This is a genomic window from Micromonospora qiuiae, from assembly GCF_016863555.1.
Taxonomy (GTDB): Bacteria; Actinomycetota; Actinomycetes; order Mycobacteriales; family Micromonosporaceae; genus Micromonospora; species Micromonospora qiuiae.
Genome location: NZ_BOPC01000022.1, coordinates 76,350 through 100,508, shown reverse-complemented (window position 1 = coordinate 100,508; position 24,159 = coordinate 76,350). Strand labels below are relative to the sequence as shown.

The window sequence follows — 24,159 nt, the reverse complement described above, 5'->3', positions numbered from 1 at the left end:
AACGCAGATGGGTATCGAGGAGAAACTTCCCGCCGGCGTTCTGCTCACCTCGGTGGAGAAGCTGGTCAACTGGTCGCGCAAGTCGTCGGTCTGGGGCGCCACGTTCGGCCTGGCCTGCTGCGCGATCGAGATGATGGCCGCCGGTGGCCCGCACTACGACATGGGCCGGTGGGGCATGGAGGTCTTCCGTGCCTCGCCCCGGCAGGCCGACCTGATGATCGTCGCCGGCCGGGTGAGCCAGAAGATGGCCCCGGTGCTGCGCCAGATCTACGACCAGATGGCCGAGCCTCGCTGGGTGCTCTCCATGGGCGTCTGCGCCAGCAGCGGCGGCATGTTCAACAACTACGCCATCGTGCAGGGCGTCGATCACGTCGTGCCGGTCGACATGTACCTTCCCGGCTGCCCGCCCCGGCCGGAGATGCTCATCGACGCGATCCTCAAGCTGCGCGAGAAGATCGGCCACGAGCCGCTCGGGCCGAACGGCCGCAAGATGCTGGCTGCGCGCGAGGCCCGTGGTGACGTGCCGGTGGTGCCGTACGGCTCGATGCCGTCGTCGTACCGCAGCGACAAGGCCCGCCGCGCGGAGTGGACGAAGGCTGTCCGCGAGGGGCGCGAGGAGCAGCTGCGGATCGAGAACTGGATGAAGGCCCAGAACCACCTCCAGCCGTACCGGGGGATCAAGTGACTGACTCCAAGCCGACCTCCGGCGGCGTCCCGGTTCCGGTGACGCCGGCCGGGGCCACCAGCGGCGCACCCGCCGAGTTTCCGCCGTCCAGCCCGGCCGGCCGCGGCATGTTTGGCAACCAGGGCACCGGTGACACCTCGGGCTTCGGCGGCCTGGTTCGCCCGCGCCAGCCGATCGAGGACTCACCCCGGCCGTACGGCGGTTACTTCGACGAGGTCCGCGACGCGCTGGAAGAGGCGTACCCGGCCTTCGGCGAGGCGATCGAGCACGTGGTGGTCGACCGCGACGAGCTGACCCTGCACATCCGCCCCGAGCGGATCGCCGAGGTCTGCCAGGTGATGCGGGACGACCCGGCGCTGCGGTTCGAGCTCTGCTCCTCGGTGTCCGGCGTGGACTACCTGGGCGCGGACGCCCGTCGGCTGCACGTCGTCTACCAGCTCACCTCGATGACCTACCGGCGGCGGGTGCGGCTGGAGGTCGCCGTCACCGCCGAGGACCCGCACGTGCCCAGTGTCACCTCCGTCTACCCGACCGCCGACTGGCAGGAGCGGGAGGCGTACGACATGTTCGGGGTCGTCTTCGACGGCCACCCGGCGCTGACCCGCATCCTCATGCCGGACGACTGGGAGGGTCACCCGCAGCGCAAGGACTACCCCCTCGGCGGCGTGCCCGTGGAGTACAAGGGCGCCGAGATCCCGCCGCCCGACAAGCGGAGGTCTTACCAATGACCACGTCCAACTACGCCACCGAGCGCGAGACCACCGAGGGCCGCGTCTTCACCGTCACCGGCGGGGACTGGGACGATGTGGTCTCCGGCGTCGACCCGATCAACGAGGGTCGGATCGTCGTCAACATGGGTCCGCAGCACCCGTCCACGCACGGGGTGCTGCGGCTGGTCCTGGAGCTGGAGGGCGAGACGGTCCGGGAGGTCCGCTCGGTCATCGGCTACCTGCACACGGGCATCGAGAAGAACCTCGAGTACCGCAACTGGGTCCAGGGCTCGACCTTCGTGACCCGGATGGACTACCTCTCCCCGATCTTCAACGAGACGGCGTACTCGCTGGCGGTGGAGAAGCTGCTCGGCATCACCGACGACGTGACCGAGCGGGCCAACACCATCCGGGTGCTGATGATGGAGCTGAACAGGATCTCCTCGCACCTGGTCTGGGTGGCCACCACCGGCATGGAGCTGGGTGCCATCTCGATCATGCTCTACGGCTTCCGGGAGCGCGAGTACATCCTGGAGATCTTCGAGCTGATCACCGGCCTGCGGATGAACCACGCGTACGTCCGGCCGGGTGGCGTCGCCCAGGACGTGCCGGACGAGGCGATCGTCAAGATCCGTGAGTTCCTGAAGGTGATGCCGAAGCGGCTCAAGGAGTACGAGGACCTGCTCTCCGGCCAGCCGATCTGGCTGGAGCGGACGCAGAACGTCGCGGTGCTCGACGTGACCGGCTGCCTGGCGCTCGGCGTCACCGGGCCGGTGCTGCGCTCGGCGGGCCTGGCCTGGGACCTGCGCAAGACGATGCCGTACTGCGGCTACGAGACGTACGAGTTCGACGTGCCGACGCACGCCGACGGCGACGTCTGGGGCCGCTACCTGGTCCGGATGGCCGAGATCCGCGAATCGCTCAAGATCATTGAGCAGGCGTTGGACCGGCTCAAGCCGGGTCCGGTGATGGTGGCCGACAAGAAGATCGCCTGGCCGGCGCAGCTGGCCATCGGCGTCGACGGCATGGGCAACTCGCTGGAGCACGTCGCCAAGATCATGGGGCAGTCGATGGAGTCCCTGATCCACCACTTCAAGCTGGTGACGGAGGGCTTCCGGGTGCCGCCGGGCCAGGTGTACGTCGGCATCGAGTCGCCCCGCGGCGAGCTGGGCGTGCACGCGGTTTCCGACGGTGGCACCCGGCCCTACCGGGTGCACTACCGGGAGCCGAGCTTCGTCAACCTCCAGGCCCTCCCGGCGATGGCCGAGGGCGGCCTGATCGCCGACGTTATCGCCGGCGGCGCCTCGCTGGACCCGGTAATGGGAGGTTGTGACCGGTGACTGCTTTCACGGACGAGACGCGGGCCCGGGCTCGGGAGATCATCGCCCGCTACCCGGCGGACCGGTCCCGCTCGGCGCTGCTGCCCCTGCTGCACCTCGTGCAGGCCGAGGAGGGCTACGTCTCCCCGGCTGGCGTGGCGTTCTGCGCCGAGGTGCTCGGCTTGAACAAGGCCCAGGTCGGTGCGGTGGCCAGTTTCTACACCATGTACAAGCGCCGGCCCACCGGTGACTGGCTGGTCAGCGTCTGCACCAACACGATGTGCGATGTGCTCGGTGGCCAGAAGGTGTACGACACCCTCGCCGAGCACCTGGGCGTCGGGCACGACGAGACCACCGCCGACGGGAAGATCACGCTGGAGCACGCCGAGTGCCTGGCGGCCTGCGACTACGGCCCGGTGATGACCGTCAACTACGACTACTTCGACGGCGTCGACCCGCAGACCGCAGTGGACCTGGTCGACGAGTTGCGCGCCGGCGGTCGGCCCACCCCGAGCCGGGGTGCCCGCCTCTGCACGCTCAAGGAGATGTCCATCCAACTCGCCGGCTTCGCCGACGAGCGCGAGGGCGCGGTCGCCGACGGCGTACCGGGCGAGCCGACCCTGCGCGGCCTGCGGCTGGCTCAGCAGCACGGCATCTCGGCGCCGGGCTTCGACCCGAACGCCCCGATCCGCAGCGGTCAGGCCGGCGACAAGCCGGCGCCGGCCACACCGGCGAAGGCCGCGCCGACCGGCAGCACCGCGCCCGACGTGCCGGCTCCGGACCGCAAGTCACCACAGGTACGTACCGCCGAGACCCGGCAGCCGGACGCGAAGACCGCCGTGCCGGACGCCCCCGGCACCCGGGTCCCGACCGGCGGCACGCCTCCCACGCCGCGCGACGCACAGGCGGCGGAGGCAGCCGGAGCGGCGGCCAACAAGCCGGCCGGTGACGCCAAGCCTGCCGGCGATGACGCCGAGGCGCAGAAGCGCAACCTCAGCGAAGCGGAGTCGACAGCCATCGGTTCCGCGAACGACAAGGGGGCCAAGAAGTGACCACGCCTCGGCCGGAGACCCTGGCCAAGCTGACGCCGGTGCTGACCAAGCGCTGGCTGTCGCCCGACGCCTGGCGGATCGGCACCTACGAGAAGCTGGACGGCTACGCGGCGCTGCGCAAGGCGTTCAAGGCACACCCGGACGACCTGATTCAACTGATCAAGGACTCCGGGCTGCGCGGGCGCGGTGGCGCCGGCTTCCCCACCGGCCTGAAGTGGGGCTTCATCCCGCAGGGCGACGGCAAGCCGCACTACCTGGTGGTCAACGCCGACGAGGGCGAGCCGGGCACCTGCAAGGACCTGCCGCTGATGACGCACGACCCGCACTCGCTGGTCGAGGGCGTGATCATCGCGTCGTACGCGATCCGGGCCAACCGGGCCTACATCTACATCCGGGGCGAGGCGGTGCACGCCGCGCGGCGGCTGCGCAACGCGGTGAACGAGGCGTACGCCAAGGGCTACCTCGGGCGGAACATCCTCGGCTCCGGTTTCGACCTGGACCTGGTGGTGCACTCGGGCGCCGGGGCGTACATCTGCGGCGAGGAGACGGCGCTGCTCGACTCGCTGGAGGGCTTCCGGGGGCAGCCCCGGCTGCGCCCGCCGTTCCCGGCGACGCACGGCCTGTACGCCAGCCCCACCGTGGTCAACAACGTCGGCACCATCGCCAGCGTGCCGTACATCGTGCTCGGTGGTGCGGACTGGTGGAAGTCCATGGGCACGGAGAAGTCCTCCGGGCCGATGATCTACTCCCTGTCGGGCCGGGTCGTCAACCCCGGTCAGTACGAGTGCGGGCTCGGCATCACGCTGCGTGAGCTGATCGAGCTGGCCGGCGGCATGCAGCCGGGCCACAGCCTGAAGTTCTGGACCCCGGGCGGCTCGTCGACCCCGCTGCTCACCGCCGAGCACCTGGACGTGCCGCTGGACTTCGAGGAGGTGGCCGCTGCCGGCTCGATCCTCGGCACCACCGCGACCCAGATCTTCTCCGACCAGGACTGCCCGGTCTACGCGACCTACCGGTGGCTGGAGTTCTACCACCACGAGTCGTGCGGCAAGTGCACCCCGTGCCGGGAGGGCAACTACTGGATGGTCCGGGTCTACCGGCGCATCCTCGCCGGCCAGGGCACCCACGAGGACCTGGACACCCTGCTCGACACCTGCGACAACATCCTCGGTCGCTCGTTCTGTGGCCTGGGTGACGGCGCTACCAGCTCGGTGACCTCGTCTCTGAAGTACTTCAAGCAGGACTACCTCGACTACATCGAGGGCCGGACCGCGCCGAGGTTGTCCGACAAGCAGCTGGTGGGAGCCCACTGATGACGGACGTTGCCAAGTCGACCGAGACGGTCACGCTCACCATCGACGGTGTCGAGGTCACCGCTCCCAAGGGGGCGCTGCTGATCCGCGTCGCCGAGCAGATGGGCACCGTGATTCCCCGGTTCTGCGACCACCCGCTGCTGGCCCCGGCCGGCGCCTGCCGGCAGTGCCTGGTGGAGGTGGAGGGGCAGCGCAAGCCCGTCGCCTCCTGCACCCAGACGGTTGCCGAGGGCATGGTGGTCCGTACCCAGCTCACCTCTCCGGTCGCCAAGAAGGCGCAGGAGGGGGTCATGGAGCTGCTGCTGCTCAACCACCCGCTCGACTGCCCGATGTGCGACAAGGGCGGCGAGTGCCCGCTGCAGAACCAGGCCATGTCGACCGGGCGTACCGACTCCCGGTTCCACGAGCACAAGCGGGAGTACCCGAAGCCGCTGCCGATCAGCACCCAGGTGCTGCTCGACCGCGAGCGGTGCGTGCTCTGCCAGCGCTGCACCCGGTTCTCCGAGGAGATCGCGGGCGACAAGTTCATCGACCTGATGAACCGCTCGTCGGCCGAGGAGATCAACATCTACCGGGACGAGGTGTACGGCGGGGAGGGCGACGAGGGAGACGTCCCGTTCAACTCGTACTTCTCCGGCAACACCGTGCAGATCTGCCCGGTCGGCGCACTGACCGGCACCCAGTACCGGTTCCGCGCGCGCCCGTTCGACCTGGTCTCCAGCCCGAGCGTGTGCGAGCACTGCTCGGCCGGCTGCGCCCAGCGCACCGACTGGCGGCGGGGCAAGGTGATGCGCCGGCTGGCCGGCGACGACCCGCAGGTCAACGAGGAGTGGAACTGCGACAAGGGTCGGTGGGCCTTCCAGTACGCTCGCGCCGCCGACCGGCTCACCACCCCGCTGGTCCGCGACCGGCGCACCGGTGAGCTGCGCGAGGCGTCCTGGAGCGAGGCGCTCAGCGTCGCCGCCGAGGGGCTGCGCGCCGCGCGGGACGGCGCCGAGGGCACCGCGGTGCTCACCGGCGGGCGGCTGACCGTCGAGGACGCGTACGCGTACGCCAAGTTCGCCCGGATCGCCCTGCGCACCAACGACATCGACTTCCGGGCCCGCCCGGTCTCCCGTGAGGAGGCCGATTTCCTGGCCAGCAGCGTCGCCGGCCGCACCGATGTCACCTACACCGATGTCGAGAACGCCCCGGCCGTGGTGCTGGTCGGTCTGGAGCCCGAGGAGGAGTGCCCGATCCTCTTCCTCCGGCTGCGCAAGGCGTACCTGAAGAACAAGCTGAAGGTGTACGCGATCGCGCCGTTCGCCACCCGCGGCCTGGAGAAGCTCGGGGCCAAGCTGGCCCGGGTGGTGCCGGGCGAGGAGGCCGGCGTGCTCGCCGAGCACGCGACGGTCGCCGAGGCGCTCAGCACCGAGGGCGCGATCCTGATCGTCGGCGAGCGGCTGGCCACCGTGCCGGGTGGTCTCTCCGCCGCCGCCGAGGTGGCCGCCCGGACCGGCGCGAAGCTGGCCTGGGTGCCGCGCCGCGCGGGTGACCGCGGTGCCGTCGATGCCGGCTGCCTGCCGAACCTGCTGCCCGGTGGGCGACTGGTCACCGAGCCGGCCGCCCGCGCCGAGCTGGGTGAGGCGTGGGACATCCCGGCCGGGGTGATCCCGAGCCAGGCCGGCCGGGACACCGACGGCATCCTCGCCGCCGCCGCCTCCGGCCAGGTCGGTGCCCTGGTGGTGGCCGGGGTCGACCCGGCAGACCTGGCCGACCCGCGCCTGGCCGAGCAGGCCCTGGACGCGGTGCCGTTCCTGGTCAGCCTGGAGCTGCGGGCCAGCGCCGTGACCCGCCGGGCGGACGTCGTGCTGCCGGTGGCGCCGGTGGTCGAGAAGGCCGGCAGCTTCCTGGACTGGGAAGGCCGGCTGCGTCCGTTCGACGCGGTGCTGGACACCGCCGCGATGACCGACGGCCGGGTGCTCGACGCGCTCGCCGCCCAGTTGGACGTGCGGCTGGGCACCGGGGACGTGCTGAGCGTCCGGCGCGAGCTGGGCGCTCTGCCGGCGACCCGCACGGATCGCCCGACCGCCCCCACCGTCGAACCGGGCACCATCCGACAGCTCGGCTCCGGTGAGGCGATCCTGGCCACCTGGCACCAGCTGATCGATCTGGGCAGCCTCACCGATGGTGACGAGCACCTGGGCGGCACCGCCCGCCCGCCGGTGGTCCGGCTCGGCAAGGGCACCGCTGAGGCGCTCGGCGTCGCCGACGGTGACCCGGTGACGGTGGGCACCGACCGAGGAGCCCTCACCCTTCCGGCGGCGATCACCGAAATGCCGGACGGCGTGGTCTGGCTGCCCACCAACTCGCCCGGCTCGACCGTGCGCCGCAGCCTGGGCGCGACCTCCGGCGCGGTGGTGCGGATCTCCGTACCCGACAGGACCGGGTCGGTCGCTGCCGACGTGGCCGGCCGGCCGGGACCGCTCCTCAACTCCGGGGGTGTCGCATGAACCTGGCCCAGGCGCCGTCGCTGACCGACTTCGGCCACGATCCGTGGTGGCTGATCCTCGGCAAGATCGTCTTCGCTTTCGTCGTCGCCCTGCTCGGCACGCTGCTCGGTGTCTGGTTCGAGCGACGGGTCGTCGGCTTCATGCAGGTGCGGCCCGGCCCCAACCAGCTCGGCCCGTTCGGTCTGCTGCAGACGCTCGCCGACGGCTTGAAGATGGCCTTCAAGGAGGACATCCTCCCGAGGGCGGCGGACAAGGTCATCTACTTCTTCGCCCCCGCCATCTCGATGATCTGCGCGGTCACCATGTTGTCGGTGATCCCGTTCGGCCCGATGGTGAGCGTCTTCGGTCACCAGACGCCGTTGCAGGTCACCGACGTGCCGGTGGCGGTGCTGGTGGTGCTGGCGCTCTCGTCGATGGCGGTGTACGGCATCGTGCTCGCCGGCTGGGCCTCCGGCTCGACCTACCCGCTGCTGGGTGGTCTGCGCTCCACCGCCCAGCTGATCTCGTACGAGGTGGCGCTGGGGCTGTCCATCGTGGCGGTGTTCATGCTCTCCGGCACGATGTCGACCAGCGAGATCGTGGCCGCTCAGGGCACCGGTCCCCAGCTGAGCCTGTTCGGCGCCGACATCACGATGCCGGGCTGGTACGCGCTGCTGCTGTTCCCGAGCTTCGTCATCTTCTTCATCTCCATCGTCGGCGAGACCAACCGGCCGCCGTTCGACCTGCCCGAGGCGGAGTCGGAGCTGGTGGCCGGCTTCATGACGGAGTACAGCTCCCTGAAGTTCGCGCTGATCATGCTCAGCGAGTACGTCGCGATGGTGGCCATGTCGGCCTTCACCGTGACGCTCTTCCTGGGCGGCTGGCACGCGCCGTGGCCGCTGAGCATCTGGTCGGGCGCCAACTCCGGCTGGTGGCCGCTGCTCTGGTTCTTCGGCAAGGTCGTCCTGCTGGTCTTCGTCTTCGTCTGGCTGCGCGGCACGCTGCCCCGGCTGCGGTACGACCAGCTCATGCGCCTCGGCTGGAAGGTGCTGATCCCGATCAGCCTGGTCTGGGTCGTGGTCCTGGCCTGGCTGCGCACCGTCGACGACTGGGAGACGAAGAGCCGCCTGTACGCCGTCGGCATCCCGGCCGGCATCCTGCTGCTCGCGGCAATGTTCTGGCCGAGCCGTAAGCCGCAGCCGCAGCCGACCCTCGCCGAGCAGGTCGAGAACCGGCCGCCGGGCAGCTTCCCGCTGCCCCCGATGGATCTTCAGGTACCACCGAGCCCGCGCACCCGGCGCATGGTCGCCGAGCGGGAGCCGGCCAACGTTCCCGCCGGCCAGGACTCTGAGGAGGTGTGACGTGGGCGCGATCACCGGAACGTTCAAGGGCTTCGGGGTCACCTTCTCGCACATGTTCAGGAAGGTCGTCACCACCGACTACCCGTTCAAGCCGCCGACGCCGGCGCCCCGTTACCACGGGCGGCACATCCTCAACCGGCACCCGGACGGGTTGGAGAAGTGCATCGGCTGCGAGCTGTGCGCCTGGGCCTGCCCGGCGGACGCGATCTACGTAGAGGGTGGCGACAACACCGACGAGCAGCGGTTCTCGCCGGGTGAGCGGTACGCCAGCGTCTACCAGATCAACTACGCCCGGTGCATCTTCTGCGGGCTCTGCATCGAGGCCTGCCCGACCCGCTCGTTGACCATGAGCAACGAGTACGAGCTGGCCCGGGACAACCGGCAGGACCTGATCTTCACCAAGGAGCAGTTGCTGGCGCCGCTGCTGCCGGGGATGGAGCAGCCGCCGCACCCGATGCGCCTGGGAGACAGCGAGAAGGACTACTACGTCGGCAGCCTGACCAACCCGGGCACCTCGGCCGGGGCCGAGCACTCGCCGATGGGGCCGGGTCGCTACCAGGTGGACGAGCACCCGGGCGTCACCTTCCCCGGTGCCGAGCAGGCCGCCCAGCGGGCCGCGGCGGAAAAGGGAGAGACGGCATGACCACGTCGACGGTGCTCGCCGCCACGGGGGCGGTCTCCGGCGGCGAGGCGGTGGCCTTCTGGATCCTCGCCCCGCTCGCGCTCGCCGGCGCGATCGGCATGGTCGCCGCCCGCAACGCCGTGCACTCGGCGCTCTGGCTGGTGCTGACCATGCTCAGCCTGGGCGTGTTCTACGTGCTCCAGGCGGGGCCGTTCATCGGCATGGTGCAGATCATCGTCTACACCGGCGCGATCATGATGCTCTTCCTGTTCGTGCTGATGCTGGTGGGTCGGGACGCCTCGGATTCTCTGATCGAGGTGTTGCGCGGCCAGCGCATCGCCGCGATCGGCCTGGGGATCGGCTTTGCCGCCCTGCTCGGCAGCGGGATCCACCGGGCCACCCAGGGCACCCCGCCGGTCGGTCTGGAGCAGGCCAACGCAGGCGGGAACGTGCAGGGCATCGCCCGGCTGCTCTTCACCGACTACCTCTTCGCGTTCGAGCTCACCGCAGCGTTGCTGATCACCGCCACCATCGGCGGCATGATCCTGGCGCACGTCGAGCGGCGCAAGGAGGACAAGCGCGACCAGGTGGCCACCATGAAGGCCCGCTTCGCGCCCGGCAACTACCCCGGGCCGAAGCCCGGCCCGGGTGTCTTCGCCACCTCCTCGTCGGTCGCCACCCCGGCCCGTCTGCCGGACGGGCGGCTGAGCGACCTGAGCACGCCGGACATCCTTCCGCTGCGGGAGTTGACCGCCGAGGAGACCTCGCTGAAGGGCACGGAAAAGTGAGCGACTTCTTCTCGGTCGAGCCGAACTACTACCTGGTCCTCGCGGCGGTGCTGTTCACCATCGGTGCGGCCGGGGTGCTGGTTCGGCGCAACGCGATCGTGCTGTTCATGTGCGTCGAGCTGATGCTCAACGCGGCCAACCTGACGTTGGTCACGTTCAGCCGGATGAACGGTGACCTCAACGGCCAGATCATGGCGTTCTTCGTGATGGTGGTTGCGGCGGCCGAGGTCGTGGTCGGGCTGGCCATCATCATGGCGATCTTCCGCTCCCGACGCTCCGCCAGCGTCGACGACGCCAACCTGCTGAAGTACTAGAGGGGCCCACCGGTGGACGAAATCTTGACGTACGCCCAGGCTGCTCCGGCCGAGACGGTCTCGTACGCGACGGCCGACGGCCTGCTGAGCAACGTCTGGCTGCTGGTGGCGATCCCACTGGTCAGCGCGGCGGTGCTGCTGCTGCTCGGTCGGCGGGCCGACCGTTGGGGGCACTGGCTCGGCGTGGCGGCGGTGGGTGCCGCGTTCCTGCTCGGCCTGGCTTCCTTCCTCGGCCTGCGTGGCCTGGAGAACAAATCGGTCCAGCTGAGCCTCTGGGACTTCATGGTGGTCGGCGGCCTGCACGTCGACTTCGGCCTGCTGTTCGACCCGCTGGCCGGGGTCTTCGTCCTGCTGATCACCGGCGTGGGCTTCCTGATCCACCTGTACGCGGTCGAGTACATGGCCGTCGACGCGGGCCGGCGACGGTTCTTCGCGTACTTCAACCTGTTCATCGCGGCCATGCTGTTGCTGGTTCTCGGCAACAACTACGTGATGCTGTACTTCGGCTGGGAGGGCGTCGGTCTGGCGTCGTACCTGCTGATCAACTTCTGGTACACCAGGCCGGCTGCGGCCACCGCCGGTAAGAAGGCGTTCCTGATGAACCGGGTCGGCGACGCCGGCCTGGCGATCGCCATCTTCATCATGTTCGCCACCCTGGGCACCACGCAGTACGACGAGGTGTTCAACGGCGTCGGCGCGTTGACCGGCGGCACCGTGCTGGTGCTCGGCCTGCTGCTGCTGCTCGGCGCGGCCGGCAAGTCCGGCCAGTTCCCGCTGCAGGCGTGGCTGCCGGACGCGATGGAGGGCCCGACCCCGGTGTCGGCGCTGATCCACGCCGCGACGATGGTCACCGCCGGCGTCTACCTGATCGCCCGTTCCAACATCATCTTCTCGGCCAACAGCACGCTGCAACTGGTGGTGGTCAGCGTCGGTGCGCTGACCCTGCTGCTCGGCGCGATCATCGGCTGCGCCAAGGACGACATCAAGCGGGTGCTGGCCTGGTCGACGGTGAGCCAGATCGGCTACATGTTCCTCGGCGTCGGCCTGGGCGGCGCGGCGTACGCGCTGGCCATCGTGCACCTGCTGGCGCACGGCTTCTTCAAGGCCAACATGTTCCTCGGCGCCGGCTCGGTGATGCACGCCATGAAGGATCAGGTGGACATCCGCCGCTTCGGCGGCCTGTCCAAGTACATGAAGATCACCTGGCTGACCTTCGGCGCCGGCTGGGTGGCCATCATCGGCATGTTCCCCTTCTCCGGCTACTTCTCAAAGGAGCCGATCATCGCCGCCGCATTCCAGCGGGAGGACTGGACGGCCTGGCTGTTCGGCGGCGCGGCGGTGCTCGGCGCCGCACTGACCGCGTTCTACATGACGCGGCTGTTCGTGCTCACCTTCCACGGCCCGAAGCGTTGGACCACGGACATCGAGCACCCGCACGAGTCCCCGCCGCTGATGACCGTCCCGCTGATCCTGCTCGGCATCGGCTCGCTGGGCGCCGGCTGGCTGCTGGCCACCTCGGTTCCCGACTGGCTGACCGCCACCGGTGGCCTCGCGGCCACCGAGACGCACCACGAGGCGGTGCTGCCGCACTGGGCGATCGTGGTGCTGTCGCTGGGCGTCACGGTGCTCGGCGCGGTGCTCGGCTGGTTCCTGTTCCGCAACGGCACGGCGACCGCGCCGCAGCCGGCCGGGGTGCTGGTCACCGCCGCCCGCAAGAACCTTTACACCGACGCGGTCAACGAGGCGGTGTTCGAGAAGCCGGGCATCTTCCTCACCCGGGCGCTGGTCTACCTCGACAACCGGGGCATCGACGGGCTGGTCAACGGGCTGGCCGCCGGAATCGGCGGTGGCTCGGGTCGGCTCCGGCGGTTGCAGACCGGCTTCGTCCGGTCGTACGCCACCTCGATCCTGACCGGCGCGTTGCTGGTGATGGCCGCGTTCCTGGCCGTACAGGCGGGGTGGTTGGCGTGATCGACCTCAGGAGGCTGTCGGCCTCTCAGGCGGCCGTCGTCGACGGACCGCGCTTCGACGACGGAGGTAAGGCCGCATAATGTCCGACTTCCCGTTCCTCTCGGTGCTCACCGCGGCGCCGCTGGTCGGCGCAGTGGTGGTCGCCCTCCTGCCGCGCAGCCGGCCGACCCTGGCCAAGCAGGTCGCGCTCGGCTGGTCGCTGCTGGTGCTGGCGCTGTCGGTGGTCATGTGGGTGACCTGGCAGGTTGATGGCCACCGCTTCCAGTTCCGCGAGTCGTACCCGTGGATCCCCAACTGGGGGGTCAACTTCACCTTCGCCGCCGACGGCATCGCGCTGGTCATGCTGATGCTGATCGCGGTGCTGGTGCCGCTGGTGATCCTCGCCTCCTGGCACGACGCCGAGTCCTCGAAGCGGTCCGTGCCGACCTACTTCGCGCTGCTGCTCGTCCTCGAGTGCACGATGCTCGGTGTCTTCGCCGCCGCCGACGTCTTCCTGTTCTACGTGTTCTTCGAGGTCATGCTGGTGCCGATGTACTTCCTCATCGGCAGCTACGGCGGCCACCAGCGGCAGTACGCGGCGGTCAAGTTCTTCCTCTACTCCCTGGTCGGCGGCCTGTTCATGCTGGCCGCGGTGATCGGCCTCTGGGTGCTCGGCGGAAAGACCTTCGACTGGGTCGCGCTGTCCCAGGTGGACATCTCCACCGGTGCGGAGCGCTGGCTGTTCCTCGGGTTCTTCGTCGCCTTCGCCATCAAGGCGCCGTTCTTCCCGTTCCACACCTGGCTGCCGGACGCCGGTGGCGCGGCCCCGGCCGGAGCCGCCGCGCTGCTGGTCGGCGTGCTGGACAAGGTCGGCACCTTCGGCATCCTGCGCTACTGCCTGCCGCTGTTCCCGGAAGCGGCCCAGTGGTTCGCGCCCTGGGCGCTGGCGTTGGCGCTGGTCGGCATCATCTACGCCGCGCTGCTGGCGGTCGGTCAGAACGACCTGAAGCGGCTGGTGTCGTACACGTCGATCGCCCACTTCGGTTTCATCGGCGTGGGTATCTTCGCCTTCACCACCCAGGCGGGCACCGGCGCGGTGCTCTACATGCTCAACCACGGCCTCGCCACCGGCCTGCTCTTCCTGGTGGTGGGCATGCTGGTCGCCCGCCGGGGCTCGGCGCTGGTCAGCGACTTCGGTGGCGCCGGCAAGCTGGTCCCGGTGCTGGCCGGGGTGTTCTTCTTCGCCGGTCTCGCCTCGCTGGCGCTGCCCGGCACCGCGCCGTTCGTCTCCGAGTTCCTGGTGCTGATCGGCACGTTCACGGTGAACAAGCCGGTCGCGGTGATCGCCACGCTGGGCATCATCCTGGCCGCGGCGTACGTGCTGTGGATGGTGCAGCGCACCACGCAGGGCACGCTGAACCCGGCACTGACCGAGATCGACGGCATGAAGCGCGACCTCAACCTGCGCGAGAAGGTCGTGGTCGCCCCGCTGATCGCGCTGATCGTGCTGCTCGGCTTCTACCCGAAGCCGGTGACGGACGTGATCAACCCTGCCGTCCAGGCGACCATGGAGGACGTCGGCCGCACTGACCCGGCCCCGTCGGTAGACACCGTCCAGGAGGCAAGCCGATGACCGAGTTCGAACTGCCGCCGATCGACTATGTGGCGATCGCACCAATTCTGATCATCATGGGCGCGGCGGTGCTCGGGGTGCTGGTCGAGGCGTTCGTGCCCCGGCGGCTGCGGCACCCGGTCCAGCTGCCGCTGGCGCTGCTGGCGGTGCTCGCCGCGCTGACCATGGTGGTGGTCAACGCCGACAAGCGGGTGATCACCTTCGGTGTGATCGCCATCGACGGCCCGACGCTGTTCCTCCAGGGTGCGATCCTGGTGCTGTCGGCGGTGGCGCTGCTGCTGGTCGGTGAGCGGGCGATCGAGCGGGGCGGGGCGTTCGTCGCCCAGGCCGCCATCACCGCTGACTCGCCGGACGACCGGCGGCAGGCCGAGCGCGCCGGTGGGGCGGGCGAGGTCTACCCGCTGGTCACCTTCGCCGTCGGCGGCATGCTGATCTTCGTGTCGGCCAACGACCTGCTGACCATGTTCATCGCGCTCGAGGTCTTCTCGCTGCCGCTCTACCTGCTCTGCGCGCTGGCCCGCCGCCGGCGGCTGCTGAGCCAGGAGGCGGCGATGAAGTACTTCCTGCTCGGCGCGTACGCCTCGGCCTTCTTCCTGTTCGGGCTGGCGCTGCTCTACGGCTTCACCGCCGGCATGGGCGACCGCCAGGCCGGGGTCGACTTCTCCACCATCCACGCGGCGGTGGCCAACTCGACGCAGAGCCGGGTACTGCTCTTCGCCGGCATGGCGCTGGTCGCGATCGGCCTGCTGTTCAAGGCGGCTGCCGCGCCGTTCCACGTCTGGACGCCGGACGTCTACCAGGGCGCGCCGACCCCGATCACCGGCTTCATGGCGGCCTGCACCAAGGTCGCCGCCTTCGGCGCGCTGCTGCGGGTGTTCCACGTCGCCTTCGAGGGGGCCCGCTGGGACTTCACCCCGGTACTCGGCGCGGTGGCGGTGCTCACCATGCTGGTCGGCGCAGTGCTCGCGGTCACCCAGACCGACATCAAGCGGCTGCTGGCGTACTCCTCCATCGCCAACGCCGGATACCTGCTGGTCGGCGTGCTGGCACCGGGCCCGGAGGGGCTCTCGGGCACCATGTTCTACCTGGTCGCGTACGGCTTCACGGTGCTGGCCGCGTTCGCGGTGGTGACTCTGGTGCGCGACGCCGACGGGGAGGCCACCCACCTGTCCCGCTGGGCCGGCCTCGGGCGGCGCTCGCCGCTCTACGCCTCGCTGTTCACCTTCATCCTGCTCGCCTTCGCGGGCATCCCGCTGACCAGCGGCTTCATCAGCAAGTTCGCGGTGTTCGGCCCGGCCCTCAGTGGTGGGCAGGTCTGGTTGGTGATCGCCGGCGTGCTGACCAGCATGGTGCTGGCCTTCCCCTACCTGCGGGTCGTGGTGATGATGTGGCTCTCGGAGCCCGGCGAGACGACCCCGACCGTCACCGTGCCTGGCGGGCTGACCTCGGCGGCGCTGGCCATCGGGGTGATCGCCACCCTGGTGCTCGGCGTCGTTCCGGGGCCGCTGCTCGACCTGGCCACCGGAGCTGCGGACTTCGTTCGGTAGCCGCGAAAGCGGTTCCCGCGAGGGCCGGTCCCGCACCTGTGGGCTGGCCCTCGCCGCGCCTCCCCGGTCCGGTGCAGGTAGAGCCCGTGTGGCATGGTGGAGACGTGGTGATTCGGGGTGACGAGCGTGCAGGTGCCACCGCTTCCGGCGGCCGCCGGGGCGGAGGCGGCCCGGTTCATTTCGGCGCGCTCGGCCTTCGTCTCGTCGATGCCCGCACCGAGGAATCCGTGCTGGGCCTGCTCGAGGGCGTCGAGGCGGAGCTGCGGGACACCGTCGCCAGTGCCGATCCGTTCGTGACCGAGGCGGCCCGGCACCTGGTGGAGGCCGGCGGTAAGCGGTTCCGGCCGCTGCTGGTGGCGTTGGGTGCCCAGTTCGGCGATCCGACCCGCGCGGAGGTCGTCTCGGCCGCCGTGGTGGTGGAGCTGACCCACCTCGCGACGCTGTACCACGACGACGTGATGGACGAGGCTTCGGTGCGCCGGGGGGCGCCGAGCGCCAACTCGAGGTGGACCAACTCAGTGGCCATTCTGGTCGGTGACTACCTCTTCGCCCGGGCCGCGGACGTCGCCGCCGAGCTGGGCCCCGAGGCGGTACGCCGGCAGGCGCGCACCTTCGCCCGGCTGGTGCACGGTCAGATCGCCGAGACCGTCGGTCCCCGCCCCGGCGACGACCCGGTGGCCCACTACCTGCACGTGATCGCGGAGAAGACCGGCTCGCTGATCGCCACCAGCGCGCACTTCGGCGGCCTGTTCAGCGGGGCCGCGCCGGAGCACGTGGCGGCGCTCGCCGGGTACGGCGAGACCATCGGGCTGGCGTTCCAGCTCTCCGACGACCTGCTCGACATCGCCAGCGAGTCGGCGGAGTCCGGCAAGACGCCCGGCACCGATCTGCGGGAGGGTGTGCCGACCCTTCCGGTGCTCTACGCCCTCGCGTCGGACGACGCGGACGCCGCGTCCGTGCGGCTGCGGGAGATCCTGGCCACCGGCCCACTGACCGACGACGCCCTGCACGCCGAGGCGCTCAACCTGCTTCGCGAGAGCCCAGCGCTCAAGCACGCCCGCGAAACCGTCCGCAGTTACGCCGAAGACGCCCGCGCCCAGCTCGCACCTCTGCCGAACACCCCCTCCCGGCAGGCTCTCGAGTTCCTCTGCGACCACATCGCCGATCGCACCAACTGAACCGCACCCACTACGGCCACGGCGACCGCGCTGGTGCGGACGGGATGCGCGACGGCTTCGAGGGTGCGGATCGGGGCGGTGTGGGGCATAGTGAGGCCAACCTATGCCAGCCGCATCTCCGCGACGCAAAGTGCGGCCGAAATCACCTCGCGTACGTGATGACCTTGGACGCTCCACCCGATCAGGCATTTCGCGACGGGCCGCTTTTTCATATGGTGTAAGTCCCCGGTGGCGGAGGTGGTTGTGCGTGACCCCCTGGCGGAACCTTCGGATCTGATCCGGAGCGTCTCCCGCGCACTGCGAGTGCTCGAGTCGGTCGGTCGTGCCCCCCGCGGGCTCACGGTGAAGCAGATCGCCCGGCGATGCGAGCTGACTGTGGCGACCACGTACCACCTGGTTCGCACCCTCGCGTACGAAGGCTATGTGATCCGCCGGGAGGACGGCACCTACATCGTCGGCTTGGAGGTCGCCGACCGCTACCGCGAACTGGTCGCCGCGTTCCGCGGTTCACCCGCGATCGGGGAGAACCTGCGCCGGACGGCCCTGGAGACCGGTTGGAGCCACTACCTCGGCCGGTTCGTGGGCGGCCAGGTGGCGATCACCGCCGTGGCGGAGGGAAGCCGCTCGCCGCACCTGGAGGAACTCATCCCCGGGTTCGACGAGGGGGCGCACGCGACCGCGCTGGGCAAGGCCCTGCTCGCCACGCTCACCGCCGAGCAGCGCCTTCGCTATCTGCGCGACTACGGCATGCGGCCGTTCACCAGCGCCACCCTGACCACTCCCGAGGCGTTCGAGGCCGACCTGGCCGCAGGGGAGCGGCGCGGGATGCAGTTGGAGATGGGCCAGTACCGGCAGGGGGTGGCCTGCGCCGCGGTGCTGATCAGCCCGGACAAGGACATGGAACGGCGGACGGTGCTGGCCTGCGCGCTGCCGGCCAGCGAGATGATGACCTCCGCCCGGGTGGTCCGGACGAGACTGCTCGCTGCCGCCCGTACGCTCGCCGAGTGTCTGGCCGCCGAGAACTGAGCACGACGGCCCTCTCCCTGGTGGGAAGAGGGCCGTCGGCCAGCGGCGGTCAGCTACCGATCGGTCCGCCGTCCAGCCGCCAGGTGACCACCACGCCCGGCTTGGCGTAGTCGCCGTCGGGCCAGGTGGAGGCCGGGTTCTCGACCGTCGCGCCGGTGATCTCGCCAGGGTGCTGCACGGCCACGAAAACCGAGCGGTTGTCGTCGGTGATGAACGGTCCGCAGGTCTCCGCGCCGTACGGCACGGTCAGGAACTGCTTCAGGTGACCCCGCTCCGGCCCCTGAAGGGCGGTGGCGAAAAGGCCGTCGTTGCTGCCCAGCGCGTTGCCGTCAGTGGAGATCCACAGGTTGCCGGTGGCGTCGAAGGCCACGTTGTCCGGGCAGGAGATCGGCGAAACCTTGGTCTTGTCGTATCCGGCGAAGTAGGTGGACTCGTCCGCCGGATCGCCGCAGACGATCGGCAGCGACCAGGTAAAACTCTCGGCGGTGTTGTCCGCCCGGTCCTCGACCAGCTCGAGGATCTGCCCGTGCCGGTTGGCGGTACGCGGGTTGGCCTCGTCCGGCTTAGGGTTGCTGCCGACACCCCGGGCGGTGTTGTTCGTCAGTGCCACGTACACCTTGCCGGTGAGCAGGTTCGGCTCGACGTCCTCGGGCCGGTCCATCTTGGTGGCGCCGACCTTGTCGCCGGCGAGCCGGGTGAAGGTGAGCACCTCGGCGGCGGTCATCCCGGCCACGTGCGAACGCGTGCCGCTGACCAGCTTGATCCAGCGGCCCTTGCCGTTGAAGGCCCCGTCGCTCGGCAGCCTGCCGGACCCGTCGATCTCGTCGGCGCTGGTCTGCTCCAGCCGGGCGACGTATAGGGCGCCGGACTCCAGCAGGGTCAGGTTGTGCCTGCGGGCGACCGGAGAGGAGCCCTTCATGAACTTCTTGTCCGAGACGAACTTGTAGAGGTAGTCGAAGCGCTCGTCGTCGCCCATGTACGCGACCACGTGCCCGCTTCGGGCAACGATGACGTTCGCGCCCTCGTGCTTGAACCGTCCCAGCGCGGTGTGCTTACGCGGGCGGCTGTCCGGGTCGTACGGGTCGATCTCCACGATCCAGCCGTGCCGGTTCGCCTCGTTCGGGTGCTTGGCGAGGTCGAAGCGGTCGGCGGCGCGGTCCCATTTCCGGTTGCCGCTGGGGTAGCGGGCGGTGGTGTTGATGCCGTAGCGGGCCAGCCGGGATTTCTCGGCCTCCGGCGCACCGTCGCCACCGACGAAGTACTGGTTGAAGTTCTCCTCACCGGAGAGCACCGTGCCCCAGGGGGTCACCCCACCGGCGCAGTTGTTCAGCGTACCGATGACGGTGCGGCCCAACGGGTCGGCCGCAGTCTTCACAAAGGCCGAGCCGGCCGCCGGGCCGGTCAGCTCGAAGGTGCTGCTCAGCGCATCGACCCGACGGTTGTACTGGCGGCGGCCGGAGGTGACGGTCCGCCACTGGCCGGTGCCGTCCACCCGCTCGATCTCCACCACCGACATGCCGTGCGCGGCCATCGCCACCCGTACCTGCTCGACGGTGAGCGCGTCGTGGCTGGTGAAGCCCGGGAACATCAGGTCCTCGTTGGTGTACTCGTGGTTGACCACGAGCAGTGCGCGCCGGCCGGCCTTGTCCAGCGGCAGCACGCCGACGTAGTCGTTGTTGTAGCCGAACTGCCGGGCCTGAGCGGCGGCGGTCTGCCGGCGCAGGTCGAACTTCGGCGCGCCGGGCAACACCGGGTCGCCCCAGCGGATCAGCACGGCGTGGTCGTAGCCGTTGGGCACCACGAAGGTGTCCAGGGTGTTCGGCGGGATGGGCTGGAAGGTCAGCGCACCGCTGCCGATGCCCTTGCCAGCACCGCCACGCGACGCGGCGGCTGCGGGCGGCGCCGGAGAGTTCGGCGCCGCGGCGGCGGCACCGGCACCGGCCGCCGTCCCGGCGGCACTGCCGAGGCCGAGCACCAGGGCGCCGACCGTACCGGCGCGGACCACGCCGCGGCGGGAGACCTCGGCGCTCACCAGATCGCCGAAGTACGCGTTGTCCGAGGTGTTGGGGACCGGGTGATCACAAGCGTTGCCACAGCGGTAGAGACAGGTCATGACGTCGCGACTGCCGTGGCGGGGGGTGGCCAGCAGCGGCAGCAGTCGGGGACGGTCGCTCATGTGCGAAAGCCTCCTGAGGTTCGGAGCACGCCGGCGCAGCTCACCGGCGCATACCCGCCGGACGCTAGGAGGGCCTGGTGAGCGCGGGTCGGCCTCGATCTGAACCGGCGATGAACCTCGCTGGGAATCCCAGGTTGAGCTGGGGCTGAACCGATCGGCGTGACCGCACGTATCTCCGGTCGTAACGCCGCGCCCGCTCATACGAGAGCGAGGAGAGGACCATCAGCGACCACGACGCCCACCTGCTGCGCGCCCTGCACGACGAGCACGGCGAGGCGCTGTACGCGCACGCCCTGCGGCTGGTCAACGGTGACCGGCAGCGGGCCGAGGATCTGGTGCAGGAGACCCTGCTGCGGGCCTGGCGGCATCCGGAGTCGCTCGACCCGCGTCGTGGCTCGGTGCGCGCCTGGCTCTTCACCACCGCGCGCAACCTGGCCATCGACGCCTGGCGGCGGCGTTCGACCCGCGTCGGCGAGGTCTACACCGATGAGCTGCCCGAGCCGCCGGAGGTGGTCGACGAGACCGAACGCGCCGTCGAGGCGTGGACCGTCGCCGAGGCGCTCAACCGGCTCAGCCCATCCCATCGAGACGTTCTGGTCGAATGCTTCTACCAGGGACGATCGGTGGCCGAGGCGGCTTCCCGACTCGGCGTGCCGCCGGGCACGGTGAAGTCCCGGACGCACTACGCCCTGCGCTCACTACGGTTGGTTCTGGCCGAGATGGGGGTGACCGGATGAGCCGCTGCGACTTCGCGTACGACGACGGGGCGTACGTGCTGGGCGCCCTCTCGCCCGCCGACCGGGCGGCCTACGAACGGCACCTCGTCGACTGCCCCGCCTGCCAGCAGTCGGTGTCCGAGATCGCCGTGCTGCCCGGCCTGCTCGGCCGGCTGGATCCGGCCAGCCTGGAGCAGTTCCTTCCGCCACCGGAGAACCCCCGGGTGCCCGAACTGCTCAGCGCCGCCCGGGAGCGCCGACGCCGCGAGCGGCAGGCCAACCGCCTGCGGTACGCGGTCACCGGCCTGGCCGCGGCCGCGTTCGCGCTGATCGTCGGTTTCGGCGTGGCCACGGTGCTGCCTGGCGAACAGCCGGCCACGCCGCCGGTGGCACAGCTGCGGATGGTCGAGATGGAACCGGTGGCCGGGGTGGTGCCGGTGCACGCCGAGATCGGCTTCCGGGGCACCGACTGGGGCACCGAGGTGACCATGCACTGCGGGTACGACGAGCGGGCCGGCTACGGCAAGGCGCACGCTTTCCGGCTGGTGGCGCACGCCGCGGACGGCACGACCGAGCAGATCGGCTCGTGGCGGGCCGCTCCCGGCGACGATCTGCGGATCACCGCAAGCACCCAGTTCACCAACGCCGAGCTGGTCCGCCTGGAACTGATCCGCGCCGACGGCACGCCCGTCCTCGCCTACGACGTCCGCTGACCGGTGATCCGCTGCCGGCCTGCGGACACCCGGCCTGCGTCAGCGGAGAGTGGGAAGCGCGTCCGGTGCGGTAGCGAGGGTGGCGGTCAGGTGCGCGCGGCGGGAGCGCCGGGTGTGCCGGACGGCGTCGGCGGTGAAGACGATCAGAGCGAGCCAGACCAGGGCGAAACCGGCCAGGCGTGCCGGTGGCATCGGCTCGTGGAAGATCAGCACTCCGCAGCCCAGCTGGAGGATCGGGGTCACGTACTGGATCATCCCCAGGGCGGTCAGCGGAAGCCGGTTGGCGGCGCCGGCGAAGAGCAGCAACGGGATGGCGGTCATCGCGCCGGCCAGCACCAGCAGCACCGTGTGCCCGGCCGAGACGTGGCCGAAGGCGATGTCGCCGGTCGCCGTGAGCCAGCCGAGGTACGCCAGCGCGGGCAGGGCCAGGACGGCCGACTCGACGAACAGGCCCTCGGCGGCGGGCAGGCCGAGCCGCTTCTTCACCAGGCCGTACCCGGCGAAGGTGAAGGCCAGCGTCAGCGCGAGGTACGGCAGCCGGCCGTAGTCGACGGTCAGCACGGCCACCGCCACCGCGCCGACACCCAGCGCGACCCACTGCGCGGGACGCAGCCGCTCGCGCAGCACCAGCACCCCGAGCAGGACCACCACCAGTGGGTTGATGAAGTACCCGAGAGCGGTCTCCACCACCCGGTCGGAGTTGACGCCGTAGATGTAGGTGAACCAGTTGAGTCCGATCAGGATGGCAGCGGCAGCGATTCCGGCCAACGTATGCGGCCGGCGTGCCAGCGCGCGCAGGGAACCAATGTTGCGCATCGCGGCCAGCAGCAGGGCGACGAACGCGACCGACCAGACCACCCGGTGGGCCAGGATCTCCAGCGGACCGGCCGGGCGCAGCAGCTTGAAGTAGAGCGGGAAGAACCCCCAGAGCAGGTACGCACCGAGGCCGTAGAGGTATCCGAGGCGGAGCGGGGTCACGGCTCCACGGTAGGGGGCTGGCCGGGCCGCTGATCCTTGCCGGTGAGCGGGCTCACGGCCGGGTGCGCCGGTCGAGTTCCATCCAGCACTCGGCGCGCACCGGCTCGAAGCCGATCTTCTCGTACACCCCGTGCGCGTCGTTGGTGGCCAGCAGCAGCCGGCGTACGCCCAACTCGGCCAGGTGGTCGCGGACCGTGCCGGCCAGCCAGGTGCCCAGCCCGCGACCCCGCTCGGCCCGGTCGACGTAGACGTCGCAGAGGTAGCCGAAGGTGGCCCGGTCGGTGACCACCCGCGCGACGGCGACCTGTCTGCCGTCCACCGGCCGGTACACCCCGAAGCCGATCGAGCCGGCGAACGCCGCCCGCACCGTCTCGCGGTCCCGCCCGAGCGCCCAGTACGCGTCGGTGGTCAGCCAGTGGTGCACCAGATCCAGGTCGAGCCGGCTCGGGTCGGTGCTGATCGTGTAACCGTCGTCGCGGCTGCGGGTGAACACAGCATGACCCTAGCCACCGAATGAGCCGGGTCGCAGCCGTCGGGCCTGATGATGCTGTGCCTGAGGTGGTGGGGTGGCGCGGGATACGGCATGCCGGGGTGTTCGGGCCGATCGGGTGGGCGCGAGTTGCGGTATGTCGCGGTGTTCGGTCCGGTGGGCGGTGCGGGTTGCGGTATGTCGGGGTGTCCGGGCCGACTGAGGCCGCGAGTTGCGGCATCTCGTGCGCAGGCCACGAGTTGCGGCATTCTGTGCGGTGGCGCCGGGTAAGAACCTCTCAGGCTGATTTGCCGATCGCTGCAGGCGTCAGGACTTGCCTCGTCGCCACCGCCCTTTTGCCGGACTCCCTAAAAACAGCAGCGATGGTGGCGACGCGGGCCAGGATCATGTTCGGAATTCGCGTCGCGAGGCGGTCCGGGCGGTTGGCCCGAAGACCGCGTTTCGTCACTCCCGCGTCGCTCTCTCGGCGTACGAGGCGTTTACACGCCGCCCGACGCTCTCCGGGCGCGAAGACCCGCCCCGGGCGCGGCCGGGGGATTGGCCGCTTCAACCGGGGCGGGCGTCTACTTCGGCCGGACCGGAACCCAGTCCGTGAAGCGCCGATGAAGATCAGCCGGCGGCGTGCCGGAGTTCAACTCGGCGAGCTGTTCGGCGGCATCCTCGCGTTGCGTCACGAGGTAGACCATGAGCCCCGGCATATTGCCCTTGTACTCCGCCAGCAGACGTACCTTTGCCGCACCGCATGGCCAGTGCGCGCCGCACGCGTGGCAACGCCACGTAGGACGTGACGGCACATGCTCCCTGGCCGGCTGCGCGGTCACCGCTCGGCCCTCGCCGCGTTGCGGGGCGCCCTCACGCGACGGGTAACCGGGTCGGTAACGGGCCGCAGCCCGGCCGGCATCACGAACAGCTCGCGGCGGTCGATCGCATCGCCCTTCGCGTCGAGCACGTAGCAATCGACCCACGTCCAACCGTGGTACGTGTGCCGCTCCGTACGCTCACGGATCACGCGAACCGTGATCGGCCGGCGAAACTGCACTGACGCCTCACGGGTTAGCAGATATACGCCGGGCGAGACCCGGGGCGTGCCATCGCTACGCGGGGCTCCCTTCGGCGG

At 70.1% G+C, this 24,159-nt stretch carries 22 protein-coding genes; 17 read left to right on the top strand and 5 right to left on the bottom strand.

Annotation, left to right across the window (positions count from 1 at the left end; translation table 11 throughout):
* Positions 1 to 7 precede the first annotated feature (7 nt).
* The 15 genes from Vqi01_RS08440 to Vqi01_RS08370 all read left to right on the top strand — a co-directional run bounded on the left by Vqi01_RS08440 (position 8) and on the right by Vqi01_RS08370 (position 17,969).
* Positions 8 to 685 (top strand): NuoB/complex I 20 kDa subunit family protein, encoded by a 678-nt coding sequence (locus tag Vqi01_RS08440; RefSeq protein WP_119578786.1) that lies wholly within the window; start codon positions 8 to 10, stop codon positions 683 to 685.
* A complete protein-coding gene (locus Vqi01_RS08435) occupies positions 682 to 1,413 on the top strand; it encodes an NADH-quinone oxidoreductase subunit C (RefSeq protein ID WP_204034058.1) in 732 nt (243 codons plus the stop codon). The genes Vqi01_RS08440 and Vqi01_RS08435 overlap by 4 nt, the downstream gene beginning before the upstream one ends.
* Positions 1,410 to 2,735, top strand: coding sequence for an NADH-quinone oxidoreductase subunit D (locus Vqi01_RS08430; RefSeq protein ID WP_204034056.1), 1,326 nt, complete (start codon positions 1,410 to 1,412; stop codon positions 2,733 to 2,735). Before Vqi01_RS08435 ends, Vqi01_RS08430 begins: the two co-directional genes overlap by 4 nt.
* On the top strand, positions 2,732 to 3,766 hold the full coding sequence (gene nuoE / locus Vqi01_RS08425; protein ID WP_204034055.1) for an NADH-quinone oxidoreductase subunit NuoE: 1,035 nt from the start codon (positions 2,732 to 2,734) through the stop codon (positions 3,764 to 3,766). Before Vqi01_RS08430 ends, nuoE begins: the two co-directional genes overlap by 4 nt.
* On the top strand, positions 3,763 to 5,079 hold the full coding sequence (gene nuoF / locus Vqi01_RS08420; RefSeq protein WP_204034054.1) for an NADH-quinone oxidoreductase subunit NuoF: 1,317 nt from the start codon (positions 3,763 to 3,765) through the stop codon (positions 5,077 to 5,079). Before nuoE ends, nuoF begins: the two co-directional genes overlap by 4 nt.
* On the top strand, positions 5,079 to 7,571 hold the full coding sequence (locus Vqi01_RS08415) for an NADH-quinone oxidoreductase subunit G (protein WP_204034053.1): 2,493 nt from the start codon (positions 5,079 to 5,081) through the stop codon (positions 7,569 to 7,571). Before nuoF ends, Vqi01_RS08415 begins: the two co-directional genes overlap by 1 nt.
* Positions 7,568 to 8,911, top strand: a complete 1,344-nt coding sequence (gene nuoH / locus Vqi01_RS08410) for an NADH-quinone oxidoreductase subunit NuoH (protein WP_204034051.1) — start codon at positions 7,568 to 7,570, stop codon at positions 8,909 to 8,911. Before Vqi01_RS08415 ends, nuoH begins: the two co-directional genes overlap by 4 nt.
* 1 nt (position 8,912) lies before the next feature.
* Positions 8,913 to 9,554, top strand: coding sequence for an NADH-quinone oxidoreductase subunit NuoI (gene nuoI / locus Vqi01_RS08405; protein ID WP_204034050.1), 642 nt, complete (start codon positions 8,913 to 8,915; stop codon positions 9,552 to 9,554).
* Positions 9,551 to 10,321, top strand: coding sequence for an NADH-quinone oxidoreductase subunit J (locus Vqi01_RS08400; protein ID WP_204034049.1), 771 nt, complete (start codon positions 9,551 to 9,553; stop codon positions 10,319 to 10,321). Before nuoI ends, Vqi01_RS08400 begins: the two co-directional genes overlap by 4 nt.
* A complete protein-coding gene (gene nuoK / locus Vqi01_RS08395; RefSeq protein ID WP_204034048.1) occupies positions 10,318 to 10,635 on the top strand; it encodes an NADH-quinone oxidoreductase subunit NuoK in 318 nt (105 codons plus the stop codon). Before Vqi01_RS08400 ends, nuoK begins: the two co-directional genes overlap by 4 nt.
* Positions 10,636 to 10,647: 12 nt before the next feature.
* Positions 10,648 to 12,606: an NADH-quinone oxidoreductase subunit L gene (gene nuoL, locus Vqi01_RS08390; RefSeq protein WP_204034046.1), complete on the top strand. Its 1,959-nt coding sequence runs from the start codon at positions 10,648 to 10,650 to the stop codon at positions 12,604 to 12,606.
* Positions 12,607 to 12,685: 79 nt separating this feature from the next.
* Entirely contained in the window at positions 12,686 to 14,218 is a 1,533-nt protein-coding gene (locus Vqi01_RS08385) for an NADH-quinone oxidoreductase subunit M (protein ID WP_204034045.1), read from the top strand.
* Entirely contained in the window at positions 14,215 to 15,765 is a 1,551-nt protein-coding gene (gene nuoN, locus Vqi01_RS08380) for an NADH-quinone oxidoreductase subunit NuoN (protein WP_204034044.1), read from the top strand. Before Vqi01_RS08385 ends, nuoN begins: the two co-directional genes overlap by 4 nt.
* A gap of 104 nt (positions 15,766 to 15,869) precedes the next feature.
* Entirely contained in the window at positions 15,870 to 16,943 is a 1,074-nt protein-coding gene (locus tag Vqi01_RS08375; protein ID WP_204034043.1) for a polyprenyl synthetase family protein, read from the top strand.
* Between the two features lie 243 nt (positions 16,944 to 17,186).
* Complete coding sequence (locus Vqi01_RS08370) at positions 17,187 to 17,969, top strand: IclR family transcriptional regulator (RefSeq protein ID WP_204034042.1); 783 nt, start codon at positions 17,187 to 17,189, stop codon at positions 17,967 to 17,969.
* Between the two features lie 49 nt (positions 17,970 to 18,018).
* Here Vqi01_RS08370 and Vqi01_RS08365 read toward each other — a convergent pair whose 3' ends face one another.
* Positions 18,019 to 20,145, bottom strand: coding sequence for a PhoX family protein (locus tag Vqi01_RS08365; protein ID WP_204034040.1), 2,127 nt, complete (start codon positions 20,143 to 20,145; stop codon positions 18,019 to 18,021).
* Between the two features lie 254 nt (positions 20,146 to 20,399).
* On the opposite strand from Vqi01_RS08365, the gene Vqi01_RS08360 reads away from it, so the two are divergent.
* Both Vqi01_RS08360 and Vqi01_RS08355 read left to right on the top strand, forming a co-directional pair.
* Entirely contained in the window at positions 20,400 to 20,882 is a 483-nt protein-coding gene (locus Vqi01_RS08360) for a sigma-70 family RNA polymerase sigma factor (protein WP_239098263.1), read from the top strand.
* The gene (locus Vqi01_RS08355) at positions 20,879 to 21,574 is read left to right on the top strand and encodes an anti-sigma factor family protein (RefSeq protein WP_204034039.1); all 696 of its coding nucleotides are present in this window, start codon (positions 20,879 to 20,881) and stop codon (positions 21,572 to 21,574) included. The genes Vqi01_RS08360 and Vqi01_RS08355 overlap by 4 nt, the downstream gene beginning before the upstream one ends.
* 39 nt (positions 21,575 to 21,613) lie before the next feature.
* Here the strand turns inward: Vqi01_RS08355 and rarD are convergent, their stop codons facing one another.
* The 4 genes from rarD to Vqi01_RS08335 all read right to left on the bottom strand — a co-directional run bounded on the left by rarD (position 21,614) and on the right by Vqi01_RS08335 (position 24,081).
* Positions 21,614 to 22,552, bottom strand: coding sequence for an EamA family transporter RarD (gene rarD / locus Vqi01_RS08350; protein ID WP_204034038.1), 939 nt, complete (start codon positions 22,550 to 22,552; stop codon positions 21,614 to 21,616).
* A 52-nt stretch (positions 22,553 to 22,604) separates the two neighbouring features.
* Positions 22,605 to 23,045 carry a GNAT family N-acetyltransferase gene (locus tag Vqi01_RS08345; RefSeq protein ID WP_204034037.1) on the bottom strand — a complete coding sequence of 147 codons (441 nt, stop codon included), beginning with the start codon at positions 23,043 to 23,045 and terminating at the stop codon, positions 22,605 to 22,607.
* A gap of 560 nt (positions 23,046 to 23,605) precedes the next feature.
* Entirely contained in the window at positions 23,606 to 23,863 is a 258-nt protein-coding gene (locus tag Vqi01_RS08340) for a flavin reductase (RefSeq protein WP_204034036.1), read from the bottom strand.
* Positions 23,860 to 24,081, bottom strand: a complete 222-nt coding sequence (locus Vqi01_RS08335; RefSeq protein ID WP_239098255.1) for a hypothetical protein — start codon at positions 24,079 to 24,081, stop codon at positions 23,860 to 23,862. The genes Vqi01_RS08340 and Vqi01_RS08335 overlap by 4 nt, the downstream gene beginning before the upstream one ends.
* Between the last annotated feature and the right edge of the window lie 78 nt (positions 24,082 to 24,159).

What these genes read in the sequence shown, in the direction of transcription:
- Vqi01_RS08440 (WP_119578786.1), top strand. Translation starts at nt 8, where the DNA reads ATGGGTATCGAGGAGAAACTTCCCGCCGGCGTTCTGCTCACCTCGGTG.
- Vqi01_RS08430 (WP_204034056.1), top strand. Translation starts at nt 1,410, where the DNA reads ATGACCACGTCCAACTACGCCACCGAGCGCGAGACCACCGAGGGCCGC.
- Vqi01_RS08415 (WP_204034053.1), top strand. Translation starts at nt 5,079, where the DNA reads ATGACGGACGTTGCCAAGTCGACCGAGACGGTCACGCTCACCATCGAC.
- nuoH (WP_204034051.1), top strand. Translation starts at nt 7,568, where the DNA reads ATGAACCTGGCCCAGGCGCCGTCGCTGACCGACTTCGGCCACGATCCG.
- Vqi01_RS08400 (WP_204034049.1), top strand. Translation starts at nt 9,551, where the DNA reads ATGACCACGTCGACGGTGCTCGCCGCCACGGGGGCGGTCTCCGGCGGC.
- Vqi01_RS08385 (WP_204034045.1), top strand. Translation starts at nt 12,686, where the DNA reads ATGTCCGACTTCCCGTTCCTCTCGGTGCTCACCGCGGCGCCGCTGGTC.
- nuoN (WP_204034044.1), top strand. Translation starts at nt 14,215, where the DNA reads ATGACCGAGTTCGAACTGCCGCCGATCGACTATGTGGCGATCGCACCA.
- Vqi01_RS08365 (WP_204034040.1), bottom strand. Translation starts at nt 20,145, where the DNA reads ATGAGCGACCGTCCCCGACTGCTGCCGCTGCTGGCCACCCCCCGCCAC.
- Vqi01_RS08355 (WP_204034039.1), top strand. Translation starts at nt 20,879, where the DNA reads ATGAGCCGCTGCGACTTCGCGTACGACGACGGGGCGTACGTGCTGGGC.